Source organism: Paenibacillus solani (genome assembly GCF_050475945.1).
GTDB classification, from domain to species: Bacteria; Bacillota; Bacilli; order Paenibacillales; family Paenibacillaceae; genus Paenibacillus_AQ; species Paenibacillus_AQ solani_A.
Genome location: NZ_JBCMXJ010000020.1, coordinates 201,958 through 223,082 on the forward strand (window position 1 = coordinate 201,958; position 21,125 = coordinate 223,082).

17 protein-coding genes are annotated in these 21,125 nt (G+C 45.1%); 4 read left to right on the plus strand and 13 right to left on the minus strand.

Annotation, left to right across the window (positions count from 1 at the left end; translation table 11 throughout):
* Nucleotides 1-10: 10 nt before the first annotated feature.
* Together ABEQ74_RS25880 and ABEQ74_RS25885 are read right to left on the minus strand one after the other, a co-directional pair.
* Complete coding sequence (locus tag ABEQ74_RS25880; protein ID WP_430125111.1) at nucleotides 11-904, minus strand: carbohydrate ABC transporter permease; 894 nt, start codon at nucleotides 902-904, stop codon at nucleotides 11-13.
* A gap of 94 nt (nucleotides 905-998) precedes the next feature.
* Nucleotides 999-2,357, minus strand: coding sequence for a carbohydrate ABC transporter substrate-binding protein (locus tag ABEQ74_RS25885; protein ID WP_430125112.1), 1,359 nt, complete (start codon nucleotides 2,355-2,357; stop codon nucleotides 999-1,001).
* Nucleotides 2,358-2,566: 209 nt separating this feature from the next.
* On the opposite strand from ABEQ74_RS25885, the gene ABEQ74_RS25890 reads away from it, so the two are divergent.
* Nucleotides 2,567-3,403: an AraC family transcriptional regulator gene (locus tag ABEQ74_RS25890; protein WP_430125113.1), complete on the plus strand. Its 837-nt coding sequence runs from the start codon at nucleotides 2,567-2,569 to the stop codon at nucleotides 3,401-3,403.
* 292 nt (nucleotides 3,404-3,695) lie between these two features.
* Here ABEQ74_RS25890 and ABEQ74_RS25895 read toward each other — a convergent pair whose 3' ends face one another.
* From ABEQ74_RS25895 to ABEQ74_RS25915, 5 genes are all read right to left on the minus strand, one after another.
* Nucleotides 3,696-4,901, minus strand: a complete 1,206-nt coding sequence (locus ABEQ74_RS25895; RefSeq protein ID WP_430125114.1) for an MFS transporter — start codon at nucleotides 4,899-4,901, stop codon at nucleotides 3,696-3,698.
* Between the two features lie 41 nt (nucleotides 4,902-4,942).
* Complete coding sequence (locus ABEQ74_RS25900; protein ID WP_430125115.1) at nucleotides 4,943-6,118, minus strand: MFS transporter; 1,176 nt, start codon at nucleotides 6,116-6,118, stop codon at nucleotides 4,943-4,945.
* Nucleotides 6,119-6,183: 65 nt separating this feature from the next.
* The gene (locus ABEQ74_RS25905; RefSeq protein ID WP_430125116.1) at nucleotides 6,184-6,963 is read right to left on the minus strand and encodes a dienelactone hydrolase family protein; all 780 of its coding nucleotides are present in this window, start codon (nucleotides 6,961-6,963) and stop codon (nucleotides 6,184-6,186) included.
* A 32-nt stretch (nucleotides 6,964-6,995) separates the two neighbouring features.
* Nucleotides 6,996-7,862 carry an aldo/keto reductase gene (locus tag ABEQ74_RS25910; protein ID WP_430125117.1) on the minus strand — a complete coding sequence of 289 codons (867 nt, stop codon included), beginning with the start codon at nucleotides 7,860-7,862 and terminating at the stop codon, nucleotides 6,996-6,998.
* Nucleotides 7,863-8,091: 229 nt separating this feature from the next.
* Nucleotides 8,092-8,400 carry an ArsR/SmtB family transcription factor gene (locus ABEQ74_RS25915; RefSeq protein WP_430125118.1) on the minus strand — a complete coding sequence of 103 codons (309 nt, stop codon included), beginning with the start codon at nucleotides 8,398-8,400 and terminating at the stop codon, nucleotides 8,092-8,094.
* Nucleotides 8,401-8,781: 381 nt separating this feature from the next.
* On the opposite strand from ABEQ74_RS25915, the gene ABEQ74_RS25920 reads away from it, so the two are divergent.
* A complete protein-coding gene (locus tag ABEQ74_RS25920) occupies nucleotides 8,782-10,206 on the plus strand; it encodes a hypothetical protein (protein ID WP_430125119.1) in 1,425 nt (474 codons plus the stop codon).
* Between the two features lie 51 nt (nucleotides 10,207-10,257).
* The gene (locus tag ABEQ74_RS25925; protein WP_430125120.1) at nucleotides 10,258-11,478 is read left to right on the plus strand and encodes an MFS transporter; all 1,221 of its coding nucleotides are present in this window, start codon (nucleotides 10,258-10,260) and stop codon (nucleotides 11,476-11,478) included.
* A gap of 110 nt (nucleotides 11,479-11,588) precedes the next feature.
* Here ABEQ74_RS25925 and ABEQ74_RS25930 read toward each other — a convergent pair whose 3' ends face one another.
* Nucleotides 11,589-11,951 (minus strand): winged helix-turn-helix transcriptional regulator, encoded by a 363-nt coding sequence (locus ABEQ74_RS25930; RefSeq protein ID WP_430125121.1) that lies wholly within the window; start codon nucleotides 11,949-11,951, stop codon nucleotides 11,589-11,591.
* Between the two features lie 162 nt (nucleotides 11,952-12,113).
* Here ABEQ74_RS25930 and ABEQ74_RS25935 point away from each other — a divergent pair, with 162 nt between their 5' ends.
* Complete coding sequence (locus ABEQ74_RS25935; RefSeq protein ID WP_430125122.1) at nucleotides 12,114-12,740, plus strand: TetR/AcrR family transcriptional regulator; 627 nt, start codon at nucleotides 12,114-12,116, stop codon at nucleotides 12,738-12,740.
* 659 nt (nucleotides 12,741-13,399) lie between these two features.
* On the opposite strand, the gene ABEQ74_RS25940 is transcribed toward ABEQ74_RS25935, so the two are convergent.
* From ABEQ74_RS25940 to cdaA, 5 genes are all read right to left on the minus strand, one after another.
* Nucleotides 13,400-14,287 (minus strand): alpha/beta hydrolase fold domain-containing protein, encoded by an 888-nt coding sequence (locus tag ABEQ74_RS25940; protein ID WP_430125123.1) that lies wholly within the window; start codon nucleotides 14,285-14,287, stop codon nucleotides 13,400-13,402.
* 448 nt (nucleotides 14,288-14,735) lie between these two features.
* On the minus strand, nucleotides 14,736-16,568 hold the full coding sequence (gene glmS, locus ABEQ74_RS25945) for a glutamine--fructose-6-phosphate transaminase (isomerizing) (RefSeq protein ID WP_430125124.1): 1,833 nt from the start codon (nucleotides 16,566-16,568) through the stop codon (nucleotides 14,736-14,738).
* Nucleotides 16,569-17,291: 723 nt separating this feature from the next.
* The gene (glmM, locus tag ABEQ74_RS25950; RefSeq protein WP_430125125.1) at nucleotides 17,292-18,632 is read right to left on the minus strand and encodes a phosphoglucosamine mutase; all 1,341 of its coding nucleotides are present in this window, start codon (nucleotides 18,630-18,632) and stop codon (nucleotides 17,292-17,294) included.
* Nucleotides 18,633-18,671: 39 nt separating this feature from the next.
* Nucleotides 18,672-20,132, minus strand: coding sequence for a CdaR family protein (locus ABEQ74_RS25955; RefSeq protein WP_430125126.1), 1,461 nt, complete (start codon nucleotides 20,130-20,132; stop codon nucleotides 18,672-18,674).
* On the minus strand, nucleotides 20,125-20,955 hold the full coding sequence (gene cdaA, locus ABEQ74_RS25960; RefSeq protein ID WP_430125127.1) for a diadenylate cyclase CdaA: 831 nt from the start codon (nucleotides 20,953-20,955) through the stop codon (nucleotides 20,125-20,127). The genes ABEQ74_RS25955 and cdaA overlap by 8 nt, the downstream gene beginning before the upstream one ends.
* Nucleotides 20,956-21,125 lie beyond the last annotated feature (170 nt).

Here is a 21,125-nt window from a genome sequence, read left to right on the forward strand (position 1 = left end):
TTTTCCCTCCTCAATATTCCAAATGCTCTCGTCTGGTAACTGCGTTCAGGATGCCGGCAAGTGCAAATGAGAACAGGAACACAATTACGCCGATGGCCATTCCATAGCCATACGAGGAGTTGGTATAAGCTTCTTTGTACATATAGCTCAGGAATACTTCGGTGGCACCATCGGGCCCTCCGCTTGTCATTGTCATGACAAACAGGAAACTCATATTAATCGTACTGATGATGAAAAAGGTGAGCGTCGTACGGATATTCGTCCAGATTAATGGGATCGTAATTTGGAAAAACTGAGTCATCCTGCCTGCACCCTCAAGCTCCGCAGATTCATATAGACTCTCGGGAATATTAGCCATACTTGCCATGTACATGACCATGTAATAGCCGATGGCCTGCCAGATCATAGCACCTGCAAGGCTGAAAATAACGATTTTGTGATCTCCCAGCCAGAGAACAGGTTCCCCTTGAAGTCCGCGAAACAAGTTCAGGAATGCGTTCAAAAGCCCACTGTTCGGATCGTAAATCGCAGAGAAGATCGCACTGATAACGACCACGGAGAGAATGTTCGGAATATAGAAGACGATGCGGAAGAAATTTTGCCCCTTTAGCTTTTCACGAGTGAGCATCGATGCAAACAAGAGCGCAAAGGCAAAGGTCACGATCGTAACGATCACAATGAGCAGCACACTGTTCTGAAAGGTCTGATAGAACTTGTCACTGTGAAACAGCTTGCTAAAATTCTGAAAGCCTATAAAGGTCTTGTTATCGGTGTAGCCGCCCCACTTATATAAAGACATCCGAAAAACATCAATTGTAGGAATGATTAAAAAAATGACGAAAAGGAGAACGGCAGGTGCTAGACAGAAGAAGATGAAACGTCCTCTTCCTTTTTTCGTATCCATAGTTTCTCTCTCCTTCATACGGTCAGAATAATGGTGGCCAGCACAGGCTGCCACCATTTATTCTGAGCTATTCTTAAGACTTCCGTCCTCTTACTTATTTCAATGCTCCGCGAAGTTCATCACTAGCTTTAATAATTCCATCAACCCACTCTTGCTGCGTCTTGGCACCTGTCACCAAGGAATCAATGGAACGGAATACCGTATCTGAAATATTCACGCCTTCAACGGGATCCGTTGTAGCAAATGCACCCATAGCAGCTTTCGCGCCATTATCATAGATGCTGTAGAAGAGCTTGTTGTCTCCGTCCAACTTGTCGGACATGCCTTTGATCGGTTGAACCGCGCCCACTTTGGCGAAAATAGCTGCTGCTTCGTCGGAGTACAGATAAGCGATGAATTGTTTTGCCAGATCCGCGTTTTCCGCTTTGGCAGGAACCCAGATTTGTTCAAAGAAGGTGTAAGAATAACGGTCGCCGCCATCTTTCAGGGCCGGCAAAGCCGTGAAGCCCCATTTGAAGCCATCCGCGCGAGGAGCCTTGCTCATCTCGCCGACGACCCAAGTACCGTTTGGCATAAAGAGCGCTTTGTTGTCCAAAATTAACTGCTGGTTTTTAGTGAAATTGTCTTTATTGGCATTTGCCGGAACCGTTTTTTCGGTGTAGGTCGTCGTTAATTTAGAAATCAGATCAAATGCTTGCTGAGCTTCGGCCGTTTCCCATATTCCTTCGGTGTAGCTTGTTGCTTTATTGAAGAATTCCGCTCCGCCAACTTCGTTCAACAAAGCATAAAAGAAGGAATCAAAATAACCTGGCATCGGATAAGCGAACAGTGAAATGCCTTCCGCTTTGACTTTATCGCCTAAAGCCCACATCTCATCCCAAGTCGTTGGAACTTCCCAGCCCTTTTGCTCAAAAAGACCTGCGTTATAGAACAAGCCGGTAGGGCTGTAGAACATCGGCATGAGATACGTTTTACCGTCGTTGTAAGGATTAGTAATCGTAGTATCGATGAAGCCCGGGATCAGCTTATCTTTCACGGTAACGTCTTCACCTGGAACGGTCATAGACAGCACATCCGTCAGATCGGTCAAGTTATTATCTTTTACGAAGGTTTCGGTCAAGCCTTTGACCTGACCTGTGGCCAAATGAATAACATCCGGAAAATCGCCGGATTTCATACCGGGTCCAATGACATCTTCAATATTTTTATCGATGGTCGTTTCAACTTTTACACCTGGAGTGGCTTTCTCGAATGCGGCTGTGATCTCTTTCCATACATCAGCGCCGTAAGCGGTTTCCAAAGCAGCTAGCTTAAGTGTGCGCGTTTCACCGGAGTTTGCTTTTGTATCCGATGAATCCGTAGTCGTACCAGAAGCACTTTCTGAAGAACCGCCACATGCTGCCAGGCTAAGAGTTAATGCTGCCGTAATTGCAAGGCTAAGAATCTTTTTCATACATTCATTCCCCCTCGATATTTTCTTTTTTGGCGATAACAAGTAATCGCTTTCAAAATTCTTCTTACCCTTCTAACTTATCTTATCGGGCTGTTTTCCATCTACATACATGTTGCCGTTGATTTTAGATATCTTGCTATTATAATAAGTTTATAAATAAAAATCGATCAAATTTTTCATAGCAAATCATTTAGAAAGGACAGGGTCATATGGGAAATGTACGCTATTGGCTTCCTGGAAAAGGACGTGGGGAGATTCCCGCAAAGCTAATCTATGTCAGCTCCTCCATTTATGAAGGAGATTGGTTCAGTATTCGTCATACCCATAGTTTTGCCGAGCTGTTCTATGTCCGAAGCGGTCAGGGGAATTTCATTGTCGAGGACGATATTTATCCGGTAAAGCAGGATGACCTTGTCATCGTGAATCCGAATGTGGAGCATACCGAGGTTTCCGTTAGCAGTGATCCTCTGGAATATGTGGTGCTCGGGGTTGAGGGAATGAGCTTTGATTTCGGGAATCGAAGCGGCAGCCTAAATCATAAGATCATCAATTACTGGAATCAGAGAGATGAGCTATTGTTCTATTTTAATGCGATGCTGCGGGAAACGGAAAACAAGGAAGAGAATTATGAGGCCATCTGTCAAAACTTACTCGAAGTTGTCATCATTAGCTTAATGCGAAGCTCCAGTAGCCCCTTCTCCGTTGTGGCTACCCAAAGGGCTAATAAGGTATGCAGCCGGATCAAACGGTACATCGATTCCAATTATGCGGAAGATATCTCGCTCGACTCACTGGCAGATAAGGCGCACATCAGTAAATATTATCTGTCGCACACCTTTGCCAAATATTACGGGATGTCACCCATAAATTATTTAAATGAGGTTCGACTTCGTGCGAGCAAGGAATTACTTGAAACCACCGATCTTTCCATTTCTCAAATTGCCGAATCCACCGGCTTCTCATCCCAAAGCTATTTCTCCCAAAGCTTCCGCCGAACCTGTGGGTTAACTCCAAGTGCTTATCGAAGTCAGTCGAAGCGGGTTTAGTGAAGGGGGAATTGTTCCAATAAGCAGAAGAACCAAGATTTCCTTGTCGCTAAAAAGGGAATGGAAAAAAGTCGAGCGAAAAATCAGGGCATATGCCTGAAATTCACTCGGCTTAGTGGCAAACTTTGCGGGATAGCTGCAGACTTCAAGTCTATATCCTAGAACTAGTTAATTGAATTAGAAAAAGCAGCAGCCTTGGACGAAAAAATAAAGTCCTAGACTGCCGCTATATTATTAACGACAATTAGTCGATTGCACCTCAAACAAATACGTTAACTAGGGTTAAGGGACTTCACTGTTTGCTAGGAAAGCCGTGTCTCTTCGCACTCCAAGCGATAATCAAAGCAATAATTAGCAGAAGCAATAGCGTCCCTGGAAAGGATTGAACGCCAACCTGCTCTAGCAACGCGCCACCAACGATTCCTCCGCCAGCAATGGCCAGATTCCATACGGTAGTATTTATCGGCATGGCGATATCGACGCCTTCTTCACCGCTTGCATTGGCTTGCGCGGTTTGCAGCAGTGTGGCAGCACCGCCGAAGGTCAGTCCCCATAACGCAACTGCCGTATAAACAATCGGTGATGATGTACCACCCACCCATAGGGCAATGGACACGATCGCAAAACCAATTAAGCTGATTAATACAAGCGTACGCAGCATACGGTCAATTAACATTCCAACAATCCAGATAGAGATAAGCGCAGCTATTCCGAAGATCAGTAAGATGAGATCAACACGCTCTGAGAGTCCGATGGGCTCAAGAAAGGGTGCGATATAGGTATACAAAATATTGTGTGCCAACATCCAGGTAAACACCACCATAAGGATCGAACGTAAACCCGGCATAACAAACACTTGTCTAACGGTCATTCTTTGATTAGAAGGTTGCCCTGGATAATCTGGAACTTTCCACAGGACCCAACCAATTAAGACAAGCGTAAGTAGAGACATCACTCCAAAAACGGCACGCCATCCAATCTGATCACCGAGCATGGTACCGAACGGTACTCCGAACGTAAGTGCGATTGGAGTTCCCACCATCGCAACTGCCAAAGCACGTCCTTTTAAGGCCTCTGGGACCATCCGCCGTGCGTAACCAGCGATCATCCCCCATGCGGCACCAGCAGCCATACCGGCAAAGAAACGAGCGATGAGAGTCAACATATAACTGGTCGAAAATGCAGTGACCGTGTTAAATATCAAGAATACGGCTATGATGACAAGCAACAGTGGACGGCGCCTAAACCCACTGGTAAACATGGCAAACGGAATTGCGGCCACTATGGAACCAATCGCATAAGAAGTTACCAGTTGACCAGCCAACCCTTTAGAAATATTCAACCCTTCTCCTATTAATGGGAGCAACCCCGCGGGAATGGTTTCAGTAAGAATGCAGATAAATCCTGTCATAGCTAGCGCCAGCAGAGCAAACCAGGGAAGCTTATCAGAAGTATCAGCAGATTGAAGTTTACCCGCGGATGATGAAAGTTGAGACATTTTTATTTTCTCCTATTCTAAAAGCTAGATATCATATTCTATTATCGTTTTGATACAAAACCATATTTTTTTGCTTTAAATGCAACAATCAGAGCCAAAACCAAGAGAATAAAGCCTACCCACGGGAATGAAATCACCCCTGCTGCATCCAATAATATTCCGCCTACGGCACCTCCACACGCAATTGCAAAATTCCATGTCGTTGAGCTTAACGACAATGCTATATCTACGGCCTCTTCATTGACGGCTTCGGCAACTGCTGTCTGTAACAGTGATGCCGCACCACCAAATACAAATCCCCACAGAATAATAGCAATATAAATGCCAACTGGAAGGCTGCTACTGAGAGCGAATAAAAGGGTAACTAAAATAAAAGCCAGTAAACTCCCAAGTACTAAAGGACGTGAGTAGCGATCAATTAACCTGCCTATTAAAAATGTACTCATGATCGAAGCAATACCATATACGAGCAATATGAATTCTATTTTATTGATGCCAAATGAAGAAAGTAATGGAGAAATATACGTGTATAGTATATTATGAGCTGTCATCCAAGCCAGAACGACAAACAATATCGGACGTACTCCAGGTGTTCTTAATACATTCATAACTGAAACTGAGCTTTTAGCAGACTGTCCTGGAAAATCAGGTAATTTCCATATAATCCATCCTATTAAAAGAGCTGCTACTAAGGATACAACCCCGAATAAACTGCGCCAACCAATAAGCGAACTAAGAAATGTTCCGAGAGGCAAGCCAAAGGTCAATGCAATGGGAATCCCCATCATAGCGATAGACACGGCACGACCTTTTAGTTCATCTGATACCATACGTCTCGCATATCCTGTAAGCATTCCCCATACAACACCTGCCGCTACACCTGCAAAAAAGCGAGCAATCAGTGTTAATATATAGATGGATGATATGGCCGTGATCGTGTTAAAAACAAAGAAAGTGCCAACAGTCAGTAATAGAAGCGATCGACGTCTCCAATTTCGAGTTGCTGTGATGATCGGGACAGCACCTAATACCGAACCGATCGCATAAACCGTGGTCAATTGACCCGCCATACTTTGTGAAACACCGAGGCCTTGGCTTAATTGAGGCAGCAAACCGGCCGGCAGGATCTCTGATAGCAAGGCGAGAAAACCTGTCATGGCCAAGGCTAGTAATCCCGCTATGGGAAGTCGTTTGGCGGCATTTGCATTTGTGTTCATTTTCTTCCCCCTAAATACTTTTTCAGAACGAATATTTATATAAGATTATTGCTTCTCTAGACAAATCAAATCGAATGCATATCCAGCTTTTCATCAAACCAGATTAATGTGCGATGCCACGCATCCTGAGCTGCTGCGGGATGATAGCTCTGCCGCTCATTACAGAAGAAACCGTGGTCAGCTTCCGGATAGTAAACAATCGCATGATCGTTGTTAGCTGCATTCAGTGCTTGATCCACTTGCTCGACGATTTCCTTGGGAATTCCCCGGTCCATTCCTCCAAAGAAGCCTAGTACCGGTACCTTGATCTGATTCGTTCTCTTCACCGGAGCAACCGGAAATTGAGGAGTTTGAGCAGTCAGTCCTCCACCGTAATAGACAACAGACGTTTTAATTCTGTCGGAGAAATGGCTGGCAGTAAGGTAGGAAAGCATGCCTCCTATACAGTAACCGATGACTCCGATTCTTGTTTCGTCTGCACCTTCCAAATCGGCAATATAGTCGAGAGATGCCTGAATGTCACCCATCGTTCTCTCCTCATTCAGCGGCTCTCGGGCACTGGCGCTTGCTGGATATTCCGTATAACCGAAGGTTTGCCATAGTCCCGTACGATAATATAAATCAGGCGCCACGACGACAAAGCCTTGTGCAGCAAAGCGACGGCAAACATCCTGAATGTGGCTGTTCACGCCAAATGCTTCTTGAATTAAAAGAATGACAGGGAGACTCGATTTTGAAACTCCTACTGGTCTGACGACGAATAAAGGAATTTCTGCAGGAGAGCCGTCAGCGGGATCCCGCTTGGCGAAGACTTTTTCTGTTTCTACTTCTGTAGGTAATAGCATGAACAACACACTCCTCTTTTTCAGTGAAGCCTTTACTTTAATTGTGAAAGGGTATGGAAATCTTCATTGCTGAGCGTAATACCGGCTGCCGCAATATTTTCCTCTAAATGCGAGAGGGTCGAAGTCCCCGGAATTGGCAGCATAACCGGTGATCGTTTTAACAGCCAGGCAAGCGCGAGTTGAGCGGGCTTGGCGTTCAGTCGTACGGCCATTTCTTCAAGCGGACTTCCCTCACGTGCAAGCGCGCCCGTCGCCAGCGGAAACCAAGGAATGAAGGCGATGCCCTTCGCTTCTGCGTATTCGAGCACGGGCTCCGCATCACGTTTCACCAGGTTATACAAGTTTTGCACGGAAGCAATCGGTGTGATTTTCTCCGCTGCTTTCAACTGTTCCACCGTGACTTCGCTAAGACCAATATGCCGTATTTTCCCCTCTTCCTTCAGAGATACAAGCTCGCCAAGCTGTTCTTCGAGCGGCACTTTGGGATCGATTCGATGCAGCTGCATCAAGTCGATATACTCGAGACCAAGATGCCGCAGGCTTAGTTCAACCTGTTGACGTAAGTATTCGGGACGTCCAACCGGGCGCCAGTCATCCGGTCCGGAACGTGTTAATCCCACTTTTGTAGCGATCACGAGATCTTCCCTGTACGGATGAAGAGCTCGCTTGATCAATGGTTCAGTGACGTGGGGGCCATAGGAATCAGCGGTATCGATAAATGTTACGCCAAGCTCTACCGCTCGCTGCAAAACGCTTAGAGCCCCTTCCGGATCGGCGGGATCTCCCCATACTCCAGGGCCTGTCAATTGCATGGTCCCGTAGCCTAAACGATTGACCTCAAGATCATTTCCAATTTTATATTTGCCTGCTGCTTCTGCCGATATTAGTTGTTCAGTCATTTCATTTCCTCCCTTGGAAATATGCAAATCGGTTTGTCACTTAGATACTTGTCAAAGTATCTCATTGAGAATTATTTTTGTCAAGTTGTTGTTCTATCATTTTTTTGATTCACAATGTAAAACTGCACGCCAATGTCGCAGATCTCCACAAGTAAACACAAAAAAACCCTCATGGTCTCATGAGGGTTTAGTTAAATATTCATAATTGAATTCAATCGGCGTATCTCATTCAATTCGCAAGGATTTCTGAGAGTTTATCCAGATAGGCACGAAGCGTATCGGATTTCAGAACTAGATTTTTAAACTTACCGTCTCGAATGACATGGATTAACCCTGCCGTCTCTAGCTCCTTAATATGGTGAGACATGGTCGGTGCACTCACATTATGGGTACTTTGAAGTGTGCTGCAGGCAAGGGGATTTTGGGAAGCGCCGATTTCTTTAAGCATCTGGTATCGTCTCGGCTCGGCAAGAGCGCGGGAAATTAACGTGAACTGATGATCTGATAATTTAGTTAACTGATCTGATAATTCAGTCATGAAAACCTTCGCTCCTTTCTTGTGGTTTCGCTCTGACGAAAGGTTTACACAATTATAACATATAGCGGTTAATCAGACGAACTCCCGGATGTGGAACTCGCAAAACCATGTTTCTCTCTCCCTTAAAAACGATCATCGCCAAAAACCTTTCCCTCTCTTCTTTCATCTTAAAACAACATGGGTACATGCTGAGCCGGTCATTGTATCTAGTCCATTTCTAGTATCAAAATGTATCCTACCCCACAAAAATGTTCCGTTCACACAAAAAAGTGCGTACTTTTCACCAATTAGGAAGGGTGATAACCTTACATATAGAACGATCGATCCATAATTAACTAGCGACACACGGTCGTTAAAAAATCATAGGTGAGGTGCTACGAAATGAAGGAATATCAACTTATTTTGAAAGAGAAGAAAATCGTTTGGGGAGAAACTATAGATATTGAACAGTTCATTGACAACAAACCAGTCAACTCCATCAGACAGGGCGAAAACTCGAACATGGATTGGAATTTGCCTGCAGGCATATATCGAGCCAAGGAGATTGTTATCGAACTCGATAAAATGCTTGAGGCCATGCTGGTTCAACTGGGCGAACCAGTGAACAGCGATCCGACAGTACTCTTAGATAGCCTGCTAGCCAATTTGGACATTTCCGGACGCTTGTCTTCTTTGCCCTTAAACTCATTGGAACTTGAAGATCATGCCGGTACAGAGATTAGAACTCAAGCGGTACGCATCGGAGAACAATTGGTAAGCTGGGCCAGAGAGATCAATACTGAGAAAAAGACATTGGCTGAGTATGGGTCAGAAACGCTTAGTGAACTGGAATTTCGAAGCCACTGTTATGGTCATCCGCTGACCCCGGAAGCCACTGCTCAGGTTTGGGGACCATTCGGCGGACCAAGGATCATGCAGATTTATAATGAATACTTACACCAATTCGTTTTACTTCGGGATGCCTTGTTGCCATTTGCTAATTGGGAAGAGGTTCCGTTTGAGGTCAAGGAATATAGAGAATTCAAAGGACTACGCTTTCTGGAGCCATCTCGAGAAGTATTCTTAACGCAACTGTTCAAGAAAAAATTGACACATAAATCCATCATCCAATATGCACAAAGTGTGGTTAGCTCAGGGCTCGAAAAGGTCGGTTACGGCTTCCAATATCGTTTAGGTACCGTTTTGCCGGCTGGTTTGGGTGAGTCGGCTCGTACGGCATCCCGCTATCTCTTGAAATGGCATCCTGTACAAACAATACAGGTAGAAGATACACAAGGTTTGACTGCGGTCTCCTTCGATTATGAATATGAAGACTATTACTCCGCGCCCCGTACAGAGGCAGGAAAAGGAACACCGGCAGACGATAAATTGCTTCCTGAGTATGGGGAGGATTACGATGAACCATCGATTGCCCGGTTGCTGCCAAATACAAGTACAGATCGAACGACTCTACAGTTCAGTATCGAGATAAAAGGCAGTGAGTTTGCAGTAGATCTTGGTCAGCTTTTTAGGGGGCAGCGCTTCTTATATCGGCCACAGATAAACAGCAATGCCGGGAGCGAAGTTATAAAGCGCGAATACCTCCACTGGCACCCTGCTGAAAACATTCTCTCGCACTCCGGATTAGTCACCAATGTAGATGGCATCCATTTCATTCCGACTGGCAAAAATGAACTTGTCCTACGGGCTTTACTAGGTAAACTCTATCCCGAAAATGTAGTTTTATTGGATAAAGGAGATCATGAGGAACTGGAAGCGGCTTATGTTTCCGGCAAAGGCTTCGGCACACAATTTCTAGTGCTGTAAGTCGTGAAATGAAATCCGCCGTCCATTTTGGATAGAAAGGGAGAACCTATTTTGACCAGACAACAAAAGTTTTTGACAATGAATTTATTTTTATTGACCTTTATTCTGGGGACCAGTGAGTTTTTGATGGTCGGATTATTATCTGAAGTTGCCACAGATATGAAAATCGCCATATCGACTGCAGGCTTTCTGGTGACGGCTTTTGCGCTTACCTTTGCTATAGGGACCCCAATTTTCACGGCATTATTCAGCCGATTTTCCAAATTCCCGCTCATCCTTGTCTTGCTCAGCATATTTACTGTTGGGAATATCGTCACAGCTTTATCAGGATCGTATGGCCTGCTTCTGGTGTCCAGAATAATCACGGCCGTAGTTACCGGCGTCTTGATTGCACTCGCGATGTCAGTGGCAAGTGAAGTCATGCCTCCGGAAAAAAGAGGACCGGTAATCTCCATCATCTTTACTGGTTTCACTGTGGCGAGCGTCCTTGGTGTCCCCCTTGGCACTTTTATCGGACAATGGGGCGGGTGGCATTTGGCCTACTGGTTTACCACATTACTAGGAATCATTTCTTTGATAGCAAGCATCGCAACCATTCCTAGAGGACTAAAAGGAAAACACAGTTCACTCACAAAGCAACTCAGATTGCTCGCTTACCCCAGAATTGTACTTGCTTTTGCCATTATGATGTTAAGCATAGCAGCTACTTATAGCATCTATACGTATTTAGCTCCTTTGCTTCAGGATGTGCTTTTTGTTCCGGCTCGTTATATTAGCCTCATCTTTTTGCTGTATGGTGTTGTGTCTATTTTCAGCACGCTAATCGGAGGAAAGCTGGCTGTCGGCGACGGAATGAGAAAAATTCGCTATGTACTCCTGGCTCAAGCCGTCATTTTAGTGTCACTTTATTTTACTTCCGGTTCTCTTATTGGGGGACTCATCAGCATCTCATTCATGGCTCTTGTTGTTTATCTTATGAACTCGACAATGCAGTTGTACTTCATTGATTTTGCCGATGAGCATGTTCCTGAGGCAAGAGACTTGGCTGCATCTTTGACTTCCGTTGCCAACAATGTTGGCATTGCGATCGGATCCGCTTTAGGTGGATTTGTGACTACAAACATGAAGCTCATTGATCTTTCCTGGTCTGGGGGGATTGTAGCTGTACTTGCGGCAGTGTTGGCATGGATCAACTATCGTTTGAAGAAAGGCACCGTCGGTACGACTAAAGAAAATCATGCACTGCGTGAGCAATACGAAGGAAATATATAATTAAGACATATAAAGCAGGAGGTACTTAGGTAAAGTACCTCCTGCATTTCGAGTATCAAGAGCAGCCCGATCAAAGCAAGGTTAATGGCAAATGGACAGATTGTAGCTTTTTATGCATTCTTGTGGTTGGTGTACAATACTTCTTCGGGAAAATTCTCGATATAGTTGGTTCCAAAATCGCATAACATCGTGAGCATAGGGGCAAGTTGTTCACCTAGCTGAGATAAGCAATATTCCACTTTTGGCGGTGAAACCGGATAAACCTTGCGAATAATAAGTCCGTCGCTTTCTAGCATTCTTAGCTGCATCGTAAGCATACGTTGGGTTGCTTCAGGAAGTTCCCGTCGCAGCTCATTATACCGTACTGGAGCTGTTGCTAAGCGGTTTAAAATGGATATCTTCCACTTCCCACTGATTAAGCCAAGTACAATTTCCGAGGTGCAGCGATATTCTTTGTCTCTAAAGTTTATCAACTGTCGACACCTCCTTTTTAGATAAGATTGTGTACAAGTAAGTTATCTCTCTCAGCCAATCCGAATTATAGATCATTCGTTCCATATATTATGTTCAAACTCTCAATTCTTGTCAAGGACTTCTGGATCGATTAGTATAAAATTAGTAAAGGAGGTCATCTTATGCCGCGAACAGGACGTCCACGTACATTTAATCGTGATGAGGCGGTTACCGCTGCCATGATTCTTTTCTGGGAATATGGCTTTGAATCCACTTCACTGGCTCAATTAAAGGCCGCAATGGGAGATATATCATCCGCAAGTTTTTACGCAGCGTTTAAGTCAAAAGAAGATTTGTTCCGCGAAGTAATCGATCGGTACATATCGATGTATGGACATGCTTCGGAAACTTTCAGAAATATAAACATAACATCTAGAGCAGCCATGGAATTGGGACTGCTAGAAGCAGCTCGGTTCCAGACAGAGAATACTCACCCTTTAGGTTGTCTGTTGGTTTTGTCCACAGTTAACTGTTCTCCTGAGCAACAACATATCCAAGACCTTCTGTCAAAGGAAAGAAAGAAAGTTCGGGGGTGGATCAAAGATTGTATAGAACGAGCCGTAGCCAATGAGGAGTTGCCAGAATCAACAGATATCTCCATCGTGGTTACGTTATTTGAAACATTCTTACGAGGTATGTCTACGCAAGCCCGGGACGGTGTATCCTACGAGGAAATTGCTGCTGCTATAACTCATTTGATGAGCGTATGGGATTCGTTATCTGTTGAACACGGTATTCGGGAGGAGTGATTGATCCTTCCTATCATCATGCCCTTTCGGTAAAGAAATCCTCATTCCCCTTCCCTTCCCTTTCTCCAATTCCCTGATACAAAAAAGCCGAGCAAATGCCAGAAATTTATCCTGGATCTGCTCAGCTGTAATACGATCTTGTTTGCTTTGATACAAATTTGGTTTAGAACGATGTGAGTTTCTACTAACTGGCAAGTGAAAAATACTTGGAACCGATTTTGTTGATTTTATGTTTGCCAATGCACGTGTTTTTTCATTCAGAAAAAGAGGGAGACCCCAATTCCTTCGGGCCTCCCTCTATATGCATTCATCATCTTTCATGTTGGTTCCAGTCTTCTTTTACTCGTTCCATACTTTTATATCAATGGACATAACTGTAGTTTTTAAATAAAGTTTGATCAAATTAATACTATTAATTTGTGATAAAAGAACAAAAGAAAAGAGCTTGTTTTGAAAAAAGAATGATCAAAACAAGCTCTTAAAATATTCGATTTAATCATTATTTTATATAAAAGTTTGATCAAAAACCCCTTTTAAAACATAAATATATCACATCATTACAAAGGGGGCGTTTTGTAATGATGTGAATAAAACCTCTTGAATTGCTCTCAGTCTTTCTGTTCTTTTTCTCTCGTCTCCATGGTTGCTTATTTCTATGATCATTTATTATATCTTTGAAGAAATGCTGTAACTTTTTCTCTTGCAAACTGAGTACTCAAACTACCTGGGTTTATATCGAATGCATGATCAACTTTTGGAAGAAGGTAGAATTCATGATCTACGCCTTTCACAGCCAGCTCTTTGTCCAAAATTTCACCTTGTTCTACTGGGACTATACGGTCACCTGTTCCTAATAATGTAATGGTAGGTGGTGTATTTCCCTGAATATAGTTGATTGGTGAGAGTATTTTATAGCGATCAGAGAATTGAGAAGGTGAGTCTCCAATATACTGTTCCATAACACCTTGAACATAGTCAATACTAGTACTATTCTTATACAATAATGTCATATCTGCTGGTCCATATAGGTTAATGACAGAGTTAACATGCACTTCAGGAACATTGGTGGAAGGAGGTAACTGTGTATTCCCCATGCTGTATGCGGCAAGCATAGCCAAATTCCCTCCTGCCGACTGACCCATTAAGTTTATTTTTTGAGGATTGATCTTGTAGGTATCCGCATTTTCTAATACCCAGCCTAATGCTGATTTTATATCTCCAACTTCATCTTTCCATCCTGCATGAGGAGGCATACGATATCGTACATCAAAAACTGTATATCCTAGGTCATTCAGCCATTGATTCCAGTGTGGAACCTCACCTTTATCGCCTGATACCCATCCACCTCCATGCACTAGCACAATGGCAGGTTTCAGAGTGTTTTTTGAATTCTCTTTGGCTGGCCACACATCAAGCTTTAATTCAACACCATCCGTAGCTTTTCCATATACAATATTCTGCATCGGTTCCGTTGATATATCTTGCTTGTTGAAAAAATGAGAACTAAGAGAAACTGAAGTATTCTCACTTTTAGCATAGCTCAACATACTAACGGTTGGCTGTACAATTAGAAAGATTAGTAGTAACAATATAGGAATCAAAATCGTCCGAGCGATTAGGGCTTTTTTCCAGAAAGCTAGTACTAATAGAACTATTATGACCACTGTTATGATTAATAGAACCACTGGAAATAGCGTCGCAGCCCATGCAAGCCCACTCATCATTTTAAACAGGAAGTACTATCACAGAGAGGACTGTCAGTAACCACTGAATAAGACCTCTAGGTCGCCAAGGTGTTTTTTGCTTTGTCTGTTGCATATTCAAAAAATCCTCCATATTATCTAGATTTTACTTGCATCTCATTTAAAATACCCCTTTAGATAACCATATCTAAAGGGGTAAAACGGTGCAACTTTTTTATAAACGGTATAACTTTATTTAAAACGGTACGACTTTATTTTAAATCCACAAAACGGAAACTTCCCGCTCCCTACCTCACTCCACCGTCACACTCTTCGCTAGATTCCGTGGCTTATCCACGTCATTGCCGCGAGCAAGCGATGCATAGTAGGCAAGCAATTGTAGAGGTACGACAGACAAGGCTGCCGTCAAGATTGGCAGCGTCTTCGGAATAGCGAAGGCTTGGTCGACGGATTTCAGCAGGCCAGCCACATGCTCTTCATGCGTAATGGCCATCACTTCGGCTCCGCGTGCCTTCACTTCCTTGATGTTGCTCACCGTTTTCTCAAGTACAGATTCCTGGGTTGCCAAGGCAATGACTGGGATTCCCTCTTCAATCAGAGCAAGCGTACCATGCTTCAATTCGCCGGCAGCATAGGCCTCGGAGTGAATGTAGGAAATCTCCTTGAGCTTGAGGGAACCTTCCTGTGCTACAGCGTAGTCTTGGCCGCGGCCGATAAAGAACAGGTGGTCATGCTTCGCAATTTGCTCGGCATATTCCTTGATCGATTCTGCGCTATTCAGCATGGACTCTACCTGTTCAGGCAGTGCTTCCATTGCTGCAATGACATTAGCAACAGCATCCTCTGTCATCATGCCGCGCACTTGAGCCAGATACAAACCAAACAGATAGAACGCAATCAACTGCGAGGTGTACGCCTTCGTGGACGCTACGGCAATCTCTGGACCAGCCAGGGTGCCAAGCACACTATTAGCCTCACGGGCAATCGAGCTGCCTACTACGTTCGTAATAGCAAGGACATGTGCGCCATGGCTTTGCGCTTCACGAAGCGCAGCCAAGGTATCTGCGGTCTCACCAGATTGGCTGACCACAATCACAAGCGTCTCCGATGTCACGATGGGCGAACGGTAGCGGTACTCGGAAGCTACGTCATTTTCAACCGGAATACGTACCAACTCTTCAATCACGCTGCGTCCCACAAGCCCGGCATGGTAAGCTGTGCCGCAAGCCACAATCTGCACATTACGGATATTCTTAATCTGTTCCTGTGACAGCTTCAGCTCCGGCAGAACCACTCTTCGTCCGCTCTCATCCACACGGCCCAGCATGGTGTCCCGGTATGCCTTAGGCTGCTCATGGATCTCCTTCAGCATGAAGTGATCGAATCCGCCTTTTTCTGCTGTCACAGCATCCCAGTCGACACGAATCATTTCCCGAGAAATAAAGTTCCCCTCAATGGTCATTAATTCGACAGCATCAGCCGTCAGCAGTGCCATCTCTCCATCGTTGAGAATATAAACGTTACGCGTATATTTCAAAATAGCCGGGATATCAGAACCGATAAAGTTCTCTCCTTCGCCAAGGCCGATAATCAGCGGACTAGCTTGACGAACAGCCACCAATCGGTCCGGCTCATATTCAGTCAATACGCCAAGGGCAAATGCGCCTCTCATGTAAGAAATCGCCTTCTGCACAGCCTTCACGATATCTCCGTCATATTCGCGGGCAATGAGATGGGAAATAACTTCCGTATCAGTCTCCGAAGCAAAATGGTGTCCTTGGCTGATCAGCTCTTCCTTCAGCTCCAGATAGTTCTCAACGATCCCGTTATGAACAACAGAGAACTTCTGGCTCTCATCGGTATGAGGATGGGAATTGACGTCCGATGGCCGACCATGCGTTGCCCAGCGGGTATGACCGATACCTGCGGTCCCTAACAATGGTGCAGTTTCCAGACGTTCCTCGAGATTGGCAAGACGACCTTGCGCTTTCGCTACACGCAGTCCCTCATTCGTAAAAACAGCAATCCCCGCTGAATCGTACCCGCGGTACTCCAGCTTTCTCAATCCCTCGATCAGCACTGCTTGCGTTTTCTGGTTACCAATATATCCGACGATACCACACATTGTATAATTCCTCCGTTCGATTTCCCTATAATAGTTAGGCGGAAATAGAACACGGCAGCTTCTGTGCGGTATCCGGAAAGAAGAATGACTATTCAATTATCAACGTTCGGAAAAACAATAGAATATATAGTTGATTAGACATGAATGCAATCTTCTTCCACCGCACTGCCGTATTCCAGATCGCATATTCATGTTTTGTGTAAGAGTAATGTTTAGCACCCGCGAATACGTTGTGGGAACGGTCGCCCATTCCTTTTCCGTGATCCGCTTACGGTTGGTGCAAGACCGAGAGGTCCCCGCCGAATAATCGAACACCTCTACCTCGTCAACTTGCTTTCTGCCGTTTGGTTATTCTACTTGCAGCTATAACCAATCCCGCGCAGGTACAAGCTCTGGCGCTTATGAAGCTTGATACAACCTCACGATCCTCACTTTCTGTTTATGAATGACATTCTTTATTATATTCATGCGTTATCACTTTGGCAACTCGGCCGTTTCTTAGCAGTACCCAAGCTCTGCGTACAATTAACCCCAAAAATGACTCCAAATGACCTATCTTCTTAAACACTGTCCAAAACCGAACACTTTACAGACAGGACAGGAGGTGTTGCGCTTTCATTCAACAGGCTTTTAGAAAAAGCATCAGGCCAGTGAACCCGATCGACATAGTTCACTGGCCTGACAGATATTAGTTTGCTTTCCTTGAAAAATCCACCCTTAGACTTACGCCAATTCCCGCTCCACGACATCAGCAATTTGTGTCACGTAACGATCCAGTTCCTCTTTATCCGGACCTTCCGCCATAACGCGGATAAGGGATTCCGTTCCCGATGGACGAACCAGGACACGGCCGTTATCGCCCAAGATGCCTTCAACCTCAGCGATGGCAGACTCAATGACTGCATTGCCTTGATATTTGCTCTTATCGCCTACGCGAACATTAACCAGTACCTGTGGATATTTGCGCATGCTGCTCTTCAGCTCATACAGCGATTTGCCGGAAGATACCAACGTATCAACCAATTGAATCCCTGTCAGGATGCCGTCTCCGGTCGTGTTATGATCCAGGAAAATAACATGTCCGGATTGCTCTCCACCCAGATTGTACCCGCCACGGCGCATTTCTTCCATGACATAACGGTCGCCCACGGCGGTTTTTGCTGTTTTTAGTTTCAAGCTGTCGCATGCTTTATAGAAACCAATGTTACTCATTACTGTTGAAACGACGGTGCCTTTTTTAAGTTTACCGCTGCGATTCATGGCATCACCACAGATACACAGGATGAAATCGCCGTCTACTTCCTCGCCCTTTCCGTCAATCGCAATAAGGCGATCCGCATCTCCATCAAAAGCCAGCCCCAGATCAGCTCCATGCTCCAGTACAGCTTCGATCAGCTTCTCCGGGTGAGTCGATCCACAATGATCATTGATGTTCAAACCATTCGGCTCAGCTCCGATAGTTACCACATCAGCACCTAATTCACGGAACAGCTTAGGAGCCAGCTCGTATGCTGCCCCATTCGCACAGTCCAGAACGATTTTCATGCCGTCGAATCGGTTCGTAATCGTTGTTTTAAGATAATCCAAATATTTATATTTGGATTCATTATCAATCAGAACTTCACCTAACTCCGTTCCAACCGGGCGCGGCAGATTGTCCGTTTCCGCATCCATCAACTCTTCGATCTTAAGCTCTGTCTCATCCGACAGCTTGAAGCCGTCGCCACCGAAGAACTTGATACCGTTATCCTGTACCGGGTTGTGTGAAGCCGAGATCATGACACCGGCATCGGCTTTTAACAGTCTTGTTATATAAGCCACCGCTGGTGTGCTTACGATACCCAGGCGAATGACATGAGCACCGATGGACAGCAAGCCAGCAACCAAAGCCGACTCGAGCATCGCCCCGGATACACGCGTATCCATACCAATGATGACGGTTGGCTTCTCTTTATCACCTGTAAGCACATAGCCGCCGCAGCGGCCGATGCTGTAAGCCATTTCCGCAGTTAATTCCTGATTTGCAACCCCTCTTACTCCATCTGTACCAAAATATTTCCCCATGTTTGATATACTCCTTTATCTACTCTTCGATATTATCCATCATTCGTTGATTCCGCTTTCGTTTCTCCCATCGTCCGTCTCTTCCTCTGGGGGATGGACGGAGCTATCGCCGGTACCTGTATGGTCCGGACTCTCACTTGCTGGCGGTGTTTCCGTATTCTCTGTATGGTCATTGCTTGATCCTGTTTCTGGCGTACTTGGCTTGCCCTTATCCGTATCTTCATGATTAGAGCCTTGCTCCGGTTTCGTAGTCACCGGCTTAGAGTCATCCTTCAGCTCCACCTTGATGACAAGGCGATCCGAATCTGCACGGTTGATAAAATGAGGCAGCGTGATCTGTAATGGAATTTCATGCACGCCTGCCTTCAAACCTGCTGCGTTGGCGGTGACCCCAATATCTGCGGGCTCCAGACTATTCAGCAAATCAGGAGCACCCGTAAGCGTTAAAGAAATGGTCTGTACCCTCGGTTCAGTTATGACGGCATCCAGACCCGAGGCAACTCCTGTTAGCGTTATAGGAATCCCCGTAATGACCCGTTCGCCATTCGACGACACTGCTGTAACATCGACATTGACAGTGCTCGGCTCGATTTTCTCAAAACCTTCGGGCGGCGTCAAGTCGGCCGTAAGCACTGTTGTTCCCGAATTTCTAACTTTTCCCAAGTCAATCGTCGCTTCTATATAGGTCTTTGCTCCTGCCAGCGCCTCTTTGCTGCCGAAGAGCTTCACTTCTTTTACCTTTGTATCTACCTTGGACAATACAAACCCTTCGGGCATCCGTCCGGTATATTGCAATTCGAGAGGTAGGACAACAAACCCGGGTTCAATCGGGACCTCAGCCGCTACCGTTCCCGGTTCTATAACTGCATCCTTCATCTCAGCGCCTGCTTTATCATATGCAACCAGCTTGACGCGTTTGTCGGTTACCTTCTCTTTAGCACCATCCAGATCCACAATACCTTTGACTTGTCCCAGCTCGGCCATCGACGATTCAGGAAGCGTCACCGTGACTTGCCTAGAATCGATCAACACAGGGGTACCGGCGCGGTAATCTTTAGCTGGCACACCTTTCGTTCCAATACTTACCGTAACCGATTTCGATACCCTTGGTTCCACCGTTACCGTAACATGTGAGGGCTCCATCGATATCATTTCTACCCCGCTCGGAATGGAATATGTCAACGGCAGCGTATGCGTACCTGGTTGTTTGACTTTACTTAAATCGAGCTTCACTTTGTATTCATCTGTCAAAAGCGCAATATTGGATTTTTTCCCTCGTACCTCGAGGTTCACACGATCCTTATCAATGCCTGTCAACGCATAATGGCTGTCATCAAATCCATACGTTTGGATCTCGACCCCTTCAATGACTCTTGTTTCATAAAAAGCCGTAGGTGGCGCAGGAGCCCCGCTGTCCATATGGACAATGGCCCACAATAGAATGCTGACTGCCAAAGCGATTAATTTACTGGCCGTATTGTTCTTAATCCATTTATCCATCGCTGTTTTTCCCCTTCCGTTTCCAGAAAAAAGAACGTTTTTCCTTTATGGATGCGGCAGGACGAAGCTCCTCATACAATTTTGAAATTAGAGATTCTTCTTTAATATCCCGAACAACTTGTCCATTCAAGGCCAAAGACACTTGCCCGGTCTCCTCAGATACCACAATCGAAATGGCATCTCCCACTTCACTAATTCCAATGGCGGCACGATGCCTTGTTCCCAATTCCTTACTGATAAAAGGATTCTCCGAGAGCGGCAAATAACATCCGGCAGCTGCGATTTGCCCATTCTGAATGATAACCGCTCCATCATGTAGCGGTGTGTTAGGAATAAAGATATTAATTAACAGCTCCGAGCTGATCATGGACTGCATTCGGATTCCTGATTCTACATATTCATTGAGTCCCGTCTTCCGCTCAAATACAATAAGAGCCCCTATTTTCCGACGCGACAAGTAATTAACAGACTTAATGGTTTCGCTGATTAATTTATTGGTTTCCTCATCGATATCCGACATCCGTCCAAACAGCTTTCCTCGGCCAAGCTGCTCGAGACCTCGTCTTAGCTCTGGCTGGAAAATGATAAATATCGCGAATACACCATACGTAAAAATCTGATTCATCAGCCACTTGAGCGTGTATAGATCAAACCAGGTGCTGAGCGCCCAGATGACCACCAGCACGAAAATCCCCTTAAGCAGCTGGACCGCACGAGTACCACGGACGAGCAGAATCATATGGTATACAATATAAGTAACGATAAGGATATCGATGATATCTTTAACGGTTTCACCCCAGGTCATATCTGTGAAATACTCCATACAGCAACCCCCGTCGTTTCCTTTAAGTGCGGACTCAAACAAGTCCGGTTATTCTATGATGATCGTTAAGGTCGATACGACAACCTTCTCTCCACCATCCTTATGATTCACGTAGGAACCTTCTTAGAAACATACTTCTCATTAAAGCGACTATATATGTAGTATTTACT

What these genes read in the sequence shown, in the direction of transcription:
- ABEQ74_RS25910 (WP_430125117.1), bottom strand. Translation starts at nt 7,862, where the DNA reads ATGACTGAACAACTAATATCGGCAGAAGCAGCAGGCAAATATAAAATT.
- ABEQ74_RS25935 (WP_430125122.1), top strand. Translation starts at nt 12,114, where the DNA reads ATGCCGCGAACAGGACGTCCACGTACATTTAATCGTGATGAGGCGGTT.
- ABEQ74_RS25880 (WP_430125111.1), bottom strand. Translation starts at nt 904, where the DNA reads ATGGATACGAAAAAAGGAAGAGGACGTTTCATCTTCTTCTGTCTAGCA.
- ABEQ74_RS25900 (WP_430125115.1), bottom strand. Translation starts at nt 6,118, where the DNA reads ATGAACACAAATGCAAATGCCGCCAAACGACTTCCCATAGCGGGATTA.
- ABEQ74_RS25940 (WP_430125123.1), bottom strand. Translation starts at nt 14,287, where the DNA reads ATGTTGAGCTATGCTAAAAGTGAGAATACTTCAGTTTCTCTTAGTTCT.
- ABEQ74_RS25905 (WP_430125116.1), bottom strand. Translation starts at nt 6,963, where the DNA reads ATGCTATTACCTACAGAAGTAGAAACAGAAAAAGTCTTCGCCAAGCGG.
- cdaA (WP_430125127.1), bottom strand. Translation starts at nt 20,955, where the DNA reads ATGGAGTATTTCACAGATATGACCTGGGGTGAAACCGTTAAAGATATC.
- ABEQ74_RS25895 (WP_430125114.1), bottom strand. Translation starts at nt 4,901, where the DNA reads ATGTCTCAACTTTCATCATCCGCGGGTAAACTTCAATCTGCTGATACT.
- glmS (WP_430125124.1), bottom strand. Translation starts at nt 16,568, where the DNA reads ATGTGTGGTATCGTCGGATATATTGGTAACCAGAAAACGCAAGCAGTG.
- ABEQ74_RS25955 (WP_430125126.1), bottom strand. Translation starts at nt 20,132, where the DNA reads ATGGATAAATGGATTAAGAACAATACGGCCAGTAAATTAATCGCTTTG.
- ABEQ74_RS25915 (WP_430125118.1), bottom strand. Translation starts at nt 8,400, where the DNA reads ATGACTGAATTATCAGATCAGTTAACTAAATTATCAGATCATCAGTTC.
- ABEQ74_RS25920 (WP_430125119.1), top strand. Translation starts at nt 8,782, where the DNA reads ATGAAGGAATATCAACTTATTTTGAAAGAGAAGAAAATCGTTTGGGGA.
- glmM (WP_430125125.1), bottom strand. Translation starts at nt 18,632, where the DNA reads ATGGGGAAATATTTTGGTACAGATGGAGTAAGAGGGGTTGCAAATCAG.
- ABEQ74_RS25890 (WP_430125113.1), top strand. Translation starts at nt 2,567, where the DNA reads ATGGGAAATGTACGCTATTGGCTTCCTGGAAAAGGACGTGGGGAGATT.
- ABEQ74_RS25885 (WP_430125112.1), bottom strand. Translation starts at nt 2,357, where the DNA reads ATGAAAAAGATTCTTAGCCTTGCAATTACGGCAGCATTAACTCTTAGC.